General features: G+C 67.7%; 11 protein-coding genes and 1 other RNA gene. 2 read left to right on the forward strand and 10 right to left on the reverse strand.

Features of this window, described 5'->3' with window-relative positions:
- The first annotated feature begins 284 nt into the window (after positions 1 to 284).
- On the forward strand, positions 285 to 1139 hold the full coding sequence (locus AP428_RS06660) for an endonuclease/exonuclease/phosphatase family protein (protein ID WP_054927896.1): 855 nt from the start codon (positions 285 to 287) through the stop codon (positions 1137 to 1139).
- A 30-nt stretch (positions 1140 to 1169) separates the two neighbouring features.
- Here AP428_RS06660 and AP428_RS06665 read toward each other — a convergent pair whose 3' ends face one another.
- The 10 genes from AP428_RS06665 to ffs all read right to left on the reverse strand — a co-directional run bounded on the left by AP428_RS06665 (position 1170) and on the right by ffs (position 10750).
- The gene (locus tag AP428_RS06665; protein ID WP_054927897.1) at positions 1170 to 1946 is read right to left on the reverse strand and encodes a 3'-5' exonuclease; all 777 of its coding nucleotides are present in this window, start codon (positions 1944 to 1946) and stop codon (positions 1170 to 1172) included.
- A gap of 3 nt (positions 1947 to 1949) precedes the next feature.
- Complete coding sequence (gene rpoS / locus AP428_RS06670) at positions 1950 to 3038, reverse strand: RNA polymerase sigma factor RpoS (RefSeq protein WP_011694300.1); 1089 nt, start codon at positions 3036 to 3038, stop codon at positions 1950 to 1952.
- A gap of 11 nt (positions 3039 to 3049) precedes the next feature.
- The gene (locus AP428_RS06675) at positions 3050 to 3940 is read right to left on the reverse strand and encodes a peptidoglycan DD-metalloendopeptidase family protein (protein WP_006478669.1); all 891 of its coding nucleotides are present in this window, start codon (positions 3938 to 3940) and stop codon (positions 3050 to 3052) included.
- Between the two features lie 5 nt (positions 3941 to 3945).
- A complete protein-coding gene (locus AP428_RS06680; protein WP_011549682.1) occupies positions 3946 to 4878 on the reverse strand; it encodes a protein-L-isoaspartate(D-aspartate) O-methyltransferase in 933 nt (310 codons plus the stop codon).
- Entirely contained in the window at positions 4875 to 5636 is a 762-nt protein-coding gene (gene surE / locus AP428_RS06685; protein WP_011549681.1) for a 5'/3'-nucleotidase SurE, read from the reverse strand. Before surE ends, AP428_RS06680 begins: the two co-directional genes overlap by 4 nt.
- Before the next feature lie 220 nt (positions 5637 to 5856).
- Positions 5857 to 7062 (reverse strand): CaiB/BaiF CoA-transferase family protein, encoded by a 1206-nt coding sequence (locus AP428_RS06690; RefSeq protein WP_006496407.1) that lies wholly within the window; start codon positions 7060 to 7062, stop codon positions 5857 to 5859.
- A 48-nt stretch (positions 7063 to 7110) separates the two neighbouring features.
- Positions 7111 to 7707 carry a recombination mediator RecR gene (recR, locus tag AP428_RS06695; protein ID WP_006478665.1) on the reverse strand — a complete coding sequence of 199 codons (597 nt, stop codon included), beginning with the start codon at positions 7705 to 7707 and terminating at the stop codon, positions 7111 to 7113.
- Positions 7708 to 7738: 31 nt separating this feature from the next.
- The gene (locus AP428_RS06700) at positions 7739 to 8065 is read right to left on the reverse strand and encodes a YbaB/EbfC family nucleoid-associated protein (protein WP_006482124.1); all 327 of its coding nucleotides are present in this window, start codon (positions 8063 to 8065) and stop codon (positions 7739 to 7741) included.
- A gap of 95 nt (positions 8066 to 8160) precedes the next feature.
- Positions 8161 to 10524, reverse strand: a complete 2364-nt coding sequence (locus tag AP428_RS06705) for a DNA polymerase III subunit gamma/tau (protein WP_011549680.1) — start codon at positions 10522 to 10524, stop codon at positions 8161 to 8163.
- A gap of 127 nt (positions 10525 to 10651) precedes the next feature.
- An RNA gene (gene ffs, locus AP428_RS34340) (signal recognition particle sRNA small type) lies at positions 10652 to 10750 on the reverse strand.
- Positions 10751 to 11140: 390 nt separating this feature from the next.
- Between ffs and trxA the strand changes: the two genes are divergently transcribed.
- Entirely contained in the window at positions 11141 to 11467 is a 327-nt protein-coding gene (gene trxA / locus AP428_RS06710; protein WP_006402348.1) for a thioredoxin TrxA, read from the forward strand.
- The last annotated feature ends 167 nt before the right edge of the window (positions 11468 to 11634 follow it).

The raw sequence follows: 11634 nt of genomic DNA on the forward strand, positions 1-11634 counted from the left end.
ACCGGGGCAGGCCCGGGCGCGACGGGCGCATTTTTCGATTTGCGCGCAGAAGTGGGGACGGCTTCGGACACCAGCTTTTCCTGACAAACGTTGAAGAAGGCGAGATTGTAGACGACGAAGGCCCCCGTCGCGTGCTTTCGTCGCGCAAGCGCCGCTGCCGATGCGCAGGCCGATGCCGCGCTGCGCCGCGCGTGAGCGACTGAGGACCGCCTCCCATTGCCCGCAGCGCGGCCCCACCGACGGCACGGGTTCTGCTCGCAGCACCAGACCAAGGAGACTCGGCCATGCGATTGATCGACTGGAACATCCAATGGGGTCGGGACGCGGACGGCGTCGTCGATCTTCCCCGCACCGTCGCGGCCATCCGCCGGCTCGGCGATTTCGACGTGCTCTGCCTGCAGGAGCTTACACGCGGCTTCGATGCTCTACCCGGCCGGCCCGGCCCCGACCAGTTCGCCGAACTCGCGGCGCTGCTGCCCGGCTATACGATCGTCGACGCCATCGGCGCCGATCTGCCGGCCATCCGGCCGGGCGCCCCGCGCCGCCAGTTCGGCAACGCGATCGCGACGCGGCTGCCGGTCGGCCGTGTGCTGCGCCAATCGCTGCCGTGGCCGGCCGACGCCGGCGCGCCGTCGATGCCGCGCGTCGCGCTGGATATCGAGTTGCAAGCGTCCTTCGGGTCGTTGCGCGTGGTCACCACGCATCTGGAGTACTACTCGGCGCGCCAGCGGCTTGCTCAAGTCGACGCGCTCCGCGACCGGCATCGCGAGGCCTGCGCGCACGCGGATCAACCCGCTCCCGCCGAAACGCCCGAGGGGCCGTTCAGCGCGACCGGACAGCCGCGCGATGCGATCGTCTGCGGTGATTTCAACAGCGCATTCGACAGCGACGCGTACCGGCGCTTCCTGGAGCCGATTGCCGACGCGCCGAGTTTCGTCGACGCGTGGGTCGCGCGGCACCCCGGCCATACACCGCCGCCGACGGCCGGCGTCTACGATACGGTGCAATGGTCGGACGGGCCGCTCGCGTGCGATTTCGTGTTCGTGACCGACACGCTGTTGCCGCGCATCATCGGCTGCGAGATCGACGGCGACGTACGCGCATCCGATCACCAGCCGGTGCTGCTCGAACTGGGTTGATCGCACCGGCGACAGCGCGGGCCGCCCGCGCTACGCGTCGAAGCCGGCGAGGTATTCGACCCAGTGCGGCGCCGGTTCCTGCGCAAGCGCGTTCTTCACGAGCAGGATCTCGTCCGCATACTCGCTCGGCGTCAGGCCGCCGCGCATCAACTGGAACCGGCAATACAGCAGGTAGGTGTTGACGACGTCGGTTTCGCAATAATTGCGGATTTCGTCGATCCGCCCGTCCCGGAACGCCGGCCACACCTGGCTGCCGTCCATTCCGAGCTTGCCCGGAAAGCCGCACAGCTTCGCGAGCGCATCGAGCGGCGCGTTCGCCCGCGCCTGATACATCGCGAGCACATCCATCAGGTCGGTATGCCGCGAGTGATAGCGCGAAATGTAGTTGTTCCACTTGAATTCACGGTCGTCCTCGCCGAGATCCCAGTAGCGGGTGGCGGGAATGCCGTGCACGAGCGCGCGGTAATGGAGCACCGGCAGATCGAAACCGCCGCCGTTCCACGACACGAGTTGCGGCGTGTATTTCTCGATCACGCGGTAGAACGACTGGATCAGCGTCGCTTCGTTGTCCTGCGGCGTCCCGAGCGAGCGCACGCGAAAACCGTTGTTGTCGCGAAACACGCACGAGATCGCCGCGATCCGCTGCAGGTGGTGCGGCAGGAAATCACCGCCGGTCTTCTCGCGGCGTGCGGCGAACGCGTGTTCGGCCACCGCGGCATCGTCGAGCGTCGCGGGCAGGTCTTCCAGACGGCGAATGCCGTCGACATCGGGAATCGTCTCGATGTCAAAAACAAGAATCGGGGTCATCGGTTACAGAACGGCGTCCTTGCGCACGCCGTTGGAGGCGAAGAACCGCTTGAGGCGCACCAGCGCTTCCTGCTGGATCTGCCGCACGCGTTCGCGCGTGAGCCCCATCTCGTCGGCGAGCTCCTCGAGCGTCGCCGGTTCGATGTGGTTCAGACCGAAGCGGCGCTCGATCACGTGCCGGTGCTTGTCGGACAGACGCGACAGCCACGCGCGCGTCAGCGTTTCGAGCTCGCGGTGCTGCACCTCGGCGTCGGGCGACTGACTCTGGTCGTCGGGCAGCAGGTCGAGCAGGCTGCTCGCGGGATCGAGGTCGAGCGGCGCATCGAGTGACGCCGTGTGCTCGTTGAGCGCGAGGATATCGGTGACTTCCTCGGCGGTCTTGCCGGTGAGATAGGCGATGTCGTCGATGCTGGCTTCGCGGCGTTCGGCCGCTTCGCCCGTCGACATCGAGTTCTTTTCGAGGTGGCGCTTCGCGCGCAGCACCTGGTTCAGTTCGCGGATCACGTGCACGGGCAGGCGCACCGTGCGGGCCTGATTCATGATCGCCCGCTCGATGCTCTGCCGGATCCACCACGTCGCGTAGGTCGAGAAACGGAAACCGCGCGTCGGGTCGAATTTCTCGATCGCGTGCATCAGGCCGAGGTTGCCTTCCTCGATCAGGTCGAGCAGCGGCACGCCGCGGTTCAGGTAGCCCTTCGCGATACTGACGACGAGCCGCAGATTGCGCTCGATCATCACCTGCCGCGCCTCGAATTCGCCGGCCTTCGCGAGACGCGAATAACGCTGCTCTTCCTCGACGGTCAGCAGCGGCTTCACGCTGATGCGGTTCAGGTAATGCTGGATCGTGTCGGCCGTGAGCTCGGCCTGCAGCAGCGTGCGGAAATCGTCGACGTCGGGCGCGGCTTCCTGGCGGCCTTCGCGCTCGTCGTCGCCACCGTCCGCGTCGGCGTCGCGTGCCTCGAGATCACGTTCGTTTTCCGCGACATCCTCTTCGTCGTCCGTCGAAGCACCCACTCGCCCCACCGATGCTTGCGTGGCACGACTGATCTTCTCAGACTCGGCTTGCGGCTCGTGGCGCTTCGATTTCGGCATGGTCGTCTCGGTTATTGAGGCGGCAAATACTTCAGCGGATCGACAGGCTTACCCTGCCGGCGAACCTCGAAATGCAGCATCACGCGGTCGGCATCGCTGTTACCCATCTCGGCGATCTTCTGCCCCTTCGTTACCGCGTCCCCCTCTTTTACCATCAAAGCGCGATTGTGTGCATACGCCGTGAGGTAAGTTGCATCGTGTTTGATGATAATGAGGTTGCCGTAACCACGCAGACCGTTGCCGGAGTAAACGACGCGGCCGTCCGCCGCCGCCTTCACGGCCTCGCCGGCCGTCCCGCCGATATTGACACCCTTGTTCTTCGCATCGTCGAACCCGTTCAGCACGGGGCCGCGCGCGGGCCACGCGAACGTCACGGGGCCGCTCGGCGCCGCCGCCGTATCGCTCGATCCGGTCGCCGCGGCCGGGGGCGTGGCGGCGAGCGCCGACGACGTGCCGGCGGCCGGCGCGGCCGGACCGCTGCTCAGCGGCGCGGTCGCGACCGCACCACCGACGATCGGCGCGGCGGCCGGCGTGCCCGCCACTGCAGCGCCGCCCGGCGGCGCCACGCGCAGCAGCTGGTCGACTTCGATCTGGTTCGGGTTCGCCAGATTGTTCCACGTCGCGATGTCGCGATAGTTCTGCCCGTTCTCGAGCGCAATCCGGTACAGCGTGTCACCCGGCTTCACACGATAGAAGCCCGGCGGCGGCGGACCGAGCGGCACCGCGGGCTGCGCGGCGGCAGTCGTGCCGAGCGACCCGGAGCGGTCGACGACGGGCGCGTTGTCGAGCCGCGTCGCACAGGCGGCCAGTAGCGTGGAGAACGCAGCCACACAGATCGCGCGCTGGGCGAACGTGAGCGGTTCCCTGGATCGGTTGTTTTGCATCGCGCGCAACATACTCATCGGTTTCAAATCACTCCGGATTTTAAAGGGACAAAGAAAACGCGATCAAGCCGGGACTCTCGCCATTGCGCGTGCGCGACGCGCTCGACGAGCGTGAGCACCTGGTGCTGCCCGCTCTGCGCGCCGACCGGCGCGACGAGCCGCCCGCCGATCGCGAGCTGCTCGAGCAGCGCCTGCGGCACGTCGAGCCCCGCCGCCGCGATCACGATCGCGTCGAACGGGGCCGCGGACGGCAAGCCGACACGCCCGTCGCCGTAGTGCAGACGGATGTTCGGCACGCGCAGCGGCCGCAGGTTCAGCTTCGCGCGCTCGTAAAGCGGCTTGATGCGTTCAATCGAATACACGTCGCGTGCCACGTGACTCAGCACGGCGGCCTGATAGCCGCAACCCGTGCCGATCTCGAGCACGCGCTCGAGGGTGCGGCCGGCCATCGCGAGCTCGATCATGCGCGCGACGACCGACGGCTTTGAAATGGTCTGCTGATGGCCGATCGGCAATGCCGAATCCTCGTAGGCCTGCGTCGCGAGCCCGGGATCCACGAACAGGTGGCGCGGCACCGCGGCCATTGCGTCCAGCACGCGCGCATCGGTCACGCCGTTCGCGCGCAGGCGTTCGACCATCCGCTCGCGCACACGTTCCGACGTGAGGGCGAACGCGCCGGCCGGCGCGATGCTCGGCGCGGCCGGCTTCGGCAGCGCAGGCTTCAGCGCGGTGGGCTTCGGTGCGGTCGCCGGCTTCGCGGCGGCGATACCCGGCAGCGGCGCCCGCACGGCGGCCGGCTTCACCGCAACCGGCTTCAGCACGGCCGCGGGTTTGTCGGCAGCCTTCGGCACCGCCCCCGCCGTCTGGCGTTCACCGGGCCGACCTTCCGACTTGCGTGGCGCTCGCTTGAGATCTTCGAGCGCGAGCGGGAACCGCTTCGCGCGCTCGCCGCTCATGAAGCCCGCCCTCCGGCGCGCGCCCATTCGCGCATCGCGGGCAGCATCTGCGTATGCGTGAGATCGAGTTGCAGCGGTGTGATCGAGACGAAACCGTTTGCAACGGCGTGGAAATCGGTGCCCTCGCTGGCGTCCAGCGCCTCGCCCGCGGCGCCGATCCAGTAGATCGGCTCGCCGCGCGGGTCGGTCTGTCGAATCACCGGCTGCGACGGATGACGCTTGCCCAGACGCGTGACCTTCCAGCCCTTCAGTTCGTCGTACGGCAGATTCGGAATATTGACGTTCAGCAGCGGGTTGCCCGGCAGCGGATGCGCGAGGTAGTGCGCGACGATTTCCGCGGCGACGCGCGCGGCGTCGGCCAGACGGGCCCAGCCCTTGTCGACCAGCGAGAACGCGATGGCCGGCACACCGAACATGATGCCTTCGGTGGCGGCCGCAACTGTCCCCGAATAGAGCGTGTCTTCGCCCATGTTCTGGCCGTTGTTGATGCCGGACACGACGATGTCCGGCTTCGCGTCGGCCATCCCCGTCAGCGCGACGTGCACCGAATCGGTCGGCGTGCCGTTCACGTAGAAGAAACCCGTACCCGCTGCGCGCTGCACCGACAGCGGCCGCGACAACGTGAGGGAATTCGACGCGCCGCTGCAGTTCTGCTCGGGCGCGATCACCGTAAGCTCGGCCAGCGGCTGCAGCGCTTCGCTGAGCGCGGCGAGACCGGGGGCGAGATAGCCGTCGTCGTTGCTGAGTAGGATTCGCATCCGGCGATTGTAACCGAGGAAAGATGGCGCGAGAGCGACAGTCCGGCCACCGCGGACGGGCGGGTATACGCATGGACACGCGGTGCGCCGCCGCACGACGCGGCGGCGTTCCGCGCGCTGGGGAAAACACCGGGCCGACCGGGTTTTCCGCCCAAAGAAAATCGCCTTGGGGAAACCCTCATCGGGAGGCCCGGCGCGAAGCGCGCAGGCCTCGGCGCACTCAGATCGCGCCCGCCTCGCGCAGCGCGGCAATCGCCTGTGCGTCGTAGCCGAGGCCGCGCAACACCTCGTCGGTATGCTCGCCGAGCTCGGGCCCGAGCCAGCGTGTTTCGCCCGGCGTGTCCGACAGTTTCGGCGTGATGTTCGGCAGCGGAATGTCGGTGCCGTCGGCCAGCTTGAAACGCTGGATCATCTGACGCGCGACGAACTGCGGATCGGTGAACATGTCGGCCGCGCTGTAGATGCGCCCGGCCGGCACGTCGGCCGCATTGAGCACGACGAGAGCCTCGTCGATCGTGCGCGGCGCGAGCCACGCGGCGATCGCGTCGTCGATTTCCTGCGTGCGCGGCACGCGCCCGTCGTTTTGCGCGAGCGCGGGATCGTCGGCCAGGTCGTCGCGCTCGATCGCCTTCATCAGCCGCTTGAAGATCGGATCGCTGTTGCCGCCGATCACGATGCTGCCGTCGCGGCATGCGTACGTATTCGACGGCACGATGCCCGGCAGCGACGCGCCGGTGCGCTCGCGCACCATCCCGTACACGCCGTACTCGGGCACCACGCTTTCCATCATGTTGAAGACGGCTTCATACAGTGCAACGTCGACCACCTGCCCCGCGCCGCCGTTAACCTTGCGGTGATGGAGCGCCATCAGCGCGCCGATCACGCCGTGCAGCGCCGCGATCGAGTCGCCGATCGAGATGCCGATGCGCGGCGGCGGCAGATCCGGATAGCCGGTGATGTGGCGCAGCCCGCCCATCGATTCGGCGATCGCGCCGAAGCCGGGCCGGTCGCGGTACGGGCCCGTCTGCCCGTAGCCGGACAGGCGCACCATCACGAGGCCCGGATTGTCGGCCGACAGCACGTCGTAGCCGAGCCCGAGCTTTTCGAGCAGGCCCGGGCGGAAGTTCTCGATCACGATGTCGGCCTCGCTCGCGAGCTGCCGCGCGATCGCCTTGCCGGCGTCAGCTTTCAGGTTGAGCGTGACCGATTTCTTGTTGCGCGCCTGTACCGACCACCACAGCGACGTGCCGCCCTGCTCCGGGTGGAGCTTGCGCCACTTGCGCAGCGGGTCGCCGCCGTTCGGATCCTCGATCTTGATCACTTCCGCGCCGAATTCGGCGAACAGCCGCGACGCGAACGGCCCCGCGATCAGCGTTCCGAATTCGAGCACTTTGACGCCCGCGAGCGGGCCCTGGCTGGTGCTCATGTGTCTCCCTGGCATGAGGAACGGCGCCGCCGGCAGGCGGCGCCCGGCTTACATCGTGCGACGATCGAGCATTGCGCGGGCGATGGTGCCCGCGTCGACGTACTCGAGCTCGCCGCCCACCGGCACGCCGCGCGCGAGGCGCGTGACCGCCAGCCCGCGCGCCTTGAGCGTCTGTCCGAGGTAGTGGGCGGTGGCTTCGCCTTCGTTCGTGAAGTTGGTCGCGAGCACGACCTCCTTGACGACGCCGTCCGACGCGCGCCGCACGAGGCGGTCGAAATGGATTTCCTTCGGACCGATTCCGTCGAGCGGGCTCAGTCGGCCCATCAGCACGAAATACAGCCCGCGGTAGGTCATCGTCTGCTCGAGCATGATCTGGTCGGCAGGCGTCTCGACGACGCACAGCAGCGTCGGATCACGCTCCTCGTCGCTGCAGACCTCGCAGATCTGCGCCTCGGTGAACGTGTTGCACTTCTCGCAGTGCTGCAGGTGCTCGGTCGCGAACAGCAGCGACCGGCCGAGCCGCTCCGCGCCCTCACGGTCGTGCTGCATCAGGTGAACCGCCATGCGCTGCGCGGATTTCGGCCCGACACCGGGCAGCACGCGCAACGCTTCGACGAGAGCGGACAAGGCGGACGGCTGTTTCATACGGCGGCAAAGAGTGGCAAGGACGCCGCGTTCAGAACGGCAGCTTGAAGCCCGGGGGCAGCGGCAGACCCGACGTCATGCCGCTCATCTTTTCCTGCGACGTGGCTTCGGCCTTGCGTACCGCGTCGTTGAATGCAGCGGCGACGAGATCCTCGAGCATGTCCTTGTCGTCCGCGAGCAGGCTCGGGTCGATCGACACGCGGCGCACTTCGTTGCGGCACGTCATCGTCACCTTCACGAGGCCGGCGCCCGACTGCCCTTCGACTTCGATGAGCGCAAGCTGCTCCTGCATCTTCTTCATGTTTTCCTGCATTTGCTGCGCTTGCTTCATCAGTCCGGCGAGGTTGCCTTTCAACATGGGAATACTCCTTCTTGATCGTGTGAAAACCGGCACGCGGCGCGTGCCGGCCAATGTGTGCGGGGCGTGATTGTGCCTGTCGCGGGGCGGTCAGTTCAATGGAGTGTGGGCGGCACACCGTCCGGCGCCGAATCGGCGAGCGGACGCACCGACCCCTCGACGATGCGCGCACCGAAGTCGCGCACGAGCTGCTGGACGAACGGATCGCCGTGAATCTCCTGCTCGGCTTCGCGCTGGCGCGCCGCGCGCGCGGCCGCATCGAGCGCCGCCGCGGTGCGCCGTGCGGGCCCGACCTCGACGCTCACCTCGACCGGCTTGCCGAGCGCATCGGCCAGTGCGGCCTTCAGCTTCGTCACCTGCGCGGCGTCCGCATACTGCGGCACCGGCACGGACAGTTTCAATGTGCCCGCATCGACGGCCGTCAGCTCGCTGTTGAACGCGAGCTGGTACGCGACGCCCTTCAGCGGCAGCCGTGCGGCGAGCGCCGGCCATTCGCCGTCGAAGCCGATCGGATCGAGCGCGATCGCGGGCGGCAGCGGCCGCGTGTCGATCGGCGCGGCCGGACGCGCGTCCGCCGGCTTCGGCGTCACGCGCACATCGTCGGGACCGCTGTCGAACACCGGCACGAAGCCGTCGTCGGAACCGCCGAACATTTCGTCGGCGCTGAGCGGCACGTAGTCGTCGGGCGGGATGTCTTCCCACGGCGGCGACGGCTGGCGCGACTCGGCTGCTTGCGGCGCGCGGGCAGCGGCACGCGGCGTCGGCACCTGGACGGCCGGACGCGGCGCGGCCGGCTTCTCGGCGGCCGGCTGGGCCGCCGCCGGTTTGGCTGTTGCGCCTGCGCGCCCGCCGCGGTCCGACGACACGCGCATCCCCGCATTGCGCAGCACGTCGAGCGCGGCGGCGGCACCGCCTGCGCGCGCCGCCGGCCGTGCGGCGGCCGGCTCGGGCGATGCGGCGCGCGGCGCCGGTTCGGCCTGCGGAGCCGGTTCGTCGTTTCGCTGCACGGCGGCAACGGCAGGCGGCTCGGGTTCCTTCCGGGCGGGAGGCGGCACGTCGCCAGCGGGCGCCGCCTTCGTTTCCGGCTGCGACGGCTCCTCGATCGCTTGTGCGTCGACCGCTGTCGGTACCGAGGCTGCAGCCTCTGCCGGTGACTGGGCGGCAGGCGGCTTGGCGGCCGGCCGTTCGGCTTCATCGCTTGACTGCGCGGGCGCCGAACGGGCGACCGGCGCAACCGGTGCAGCCGGCACCGCAGCTTGCGGACGCGCTGCGCCGGCGGGCGTGGCCGACACCGGCTTCGCCGCGGCAGCACGCGGGGCCGGCACCGCACGCGGCGGCACGGACGGCTGGCCGCCCGGCGCGCTGCCGGCGCCAACGGCCGGCTCGAATGCGAGCATCCGCAGCAGCGTCATCGTGAAACCGGCGTATTCGTCGGGCGCAAGGCCAAGCTCGGCGCGCCCGACCGTCGCGATCTGATAGAACAATTGCACCTGCTCGGGGCTCAGCGTCTCCGCAAAACGACGCAGGTCGGCCGCTTCCGGCCATTCGTCGAGCACCGAGCCCGGCGCGAACTGCGCCCAGGCGATCCGGTGCAGCAGGCTCGCGAGATCCTGCAGCGCGGTCGAGAACGACAGGCTGCGCAACGACATCTCGTCGGCAATCGCGAGGATTTCCGGGCCATTGGCCGCCGCGAGCGCGTCGAGCAGGCGCACCATGTATGTCTGGTCGAGCGCGCCGAGCATGCCCGACACCGCCGACTCGGTCACCTCGTTCGCCGAATAGGCGATCGCCTGGTCGGTCAGGGACAGCGCGTCGCGCATGCTGCCCTGCGCGGCGCGCGCGAGCAGGCGCAGCGCCTGCGGCTCGAACGTGATCTGCTCTTCGCCGAGGATCCGCTCGAGATGCGACACGATGTGCCCGGCCGGCATCTGCTTCAGGTTGAACTGCAGGCAGCGCGACAGCACAGTCACGGGGATTTTCTGCGGATCGGTCGTCGCGAGGATGAACTTGACGTGCGGCGGCGGCTCTTCGAGCGTCTTCAGCATCGCGTTGAACGCGTGATTCGTCAGCATGTGCACTTCGTCGATCATGTAGACCTTGAAGCGCGCATCGACGGGCGCGTACACCGCGCGCTCGAGCAGCGCGGCCATTTCATCGACGCCGCGATTGCTCGCCGCGTCCATCTCGACGTAATCGACGAAACGGCCCTCGTCGATCTCGCGACAGGCACGACACACGCCGCACGGCTGCGACGTGACGCCGGTTTCACAGTTGAGCGCCTTCGCGAAGATCCGCGACAGCGTCGTCTTGCCGACACCGCGGGTTCCGGTAAACAGATAGGCGTGATGGAGACGCTCGCCGTCGAGCGCGTGCGTGAGCGCCCTGACGACGTGCTCCTGGCCGACGAGCGAAGCGAAATCCTTCGGACGCCACTTGCGTGCGAGAACTTGATAGGTCATCGGGAAATTGTATCAGTAACGCTGCGTCGCGCCGACACGCGAAACGGTGCGGAAGACGGGCAAGAGGCAGGTCGAACGGAGTGTGACGCAGAAATAAAAAACGCCCTGCGAACGGGGCGAGAAGGAAGGTGACGAGCCCAACCCTCGGCACTGGCGGAAAACGATTGTGGCTGCTTCGTTCCCGACCTGACCAGGTTCACCGCCCCACCATGCGAGGAGGCCCGTCACGGCATATTCTATCACCGCTTCCGGACGAATGCGACCGTTTGTTCGCATCAATGCGAATATCGCCGGGCAAACCGGCGCATCGCCCCTTCGCGCGGGCGGGATGCGGCCCGCCCCTTGCAATTGGCGGACCGGCCTCCATCTGCGTGGCACGACGGTCGAACGTCGCGTCGTACCCCTACTCGCGTAGCGGCTACTATCGCCGCCCGCAGCAGATAGCAATTTAGGCTAATATGACGCCCGAACGACCCGCGAGCCGCGGCATGCAGCGCTTACGCCCCTCCTTTCCGGAAAGGCGGAGTGACCTGCCGCAGCGGCCGGCAGCCTACGGCGGCCGGTACGCCGCAACGCGCAAGCAGGCAGTCCCCGAACCGTAAGAGGTATTGACCCAATGAGCGAACAGATCAAACACATCAGCGACGCATCGTTCGAACAGGACGTCGTCAAGTCCGACAAGCCCGTACTCGTCGATTTCTGGGCCGAATGGTGCGGCCCGTGCAAGATGATCGCCCCGATCCTCGACGAAGTCGCGAAGGACTACGGCGACAAGCTGCAGATCGCGAAGATCAACGTCGACGACAACCAGGCCACGCCCGCGAAATTCGGCGTGCGCGGCATCCCGACGCTGATCCTGTTCAAGAACGGCGCGGCCGCCGCGCAGAAGGTCGGCGCGCTGTCGAAGTCGCAGCTCACCGCATTCCTGGACAGCCACCTGTAATACTGGCAGTTCCGCGGACGTGTTGTCAGTCGGCAACACGTCCGCCGTCAAGCCGCCGATCGCTCGCTCAAGCGCGAATCGGGCTATGCTAGAATTAAAAAACGTCGACAAGACGCATTTAAGTCTCTGAGCGCTTCCGCTCGCCCTCCTCCCTTATTTCTTTCGTC

The organism is Burkholderia sp. E168m22 (genome assembly GCF_001319805.1).
GTDB lineage: Bacteria > Pseudomonadota > Gammaproteobacteria > Burkholderiales > Burkholderiaceae > Burkholderia > Burkholderia orbicola.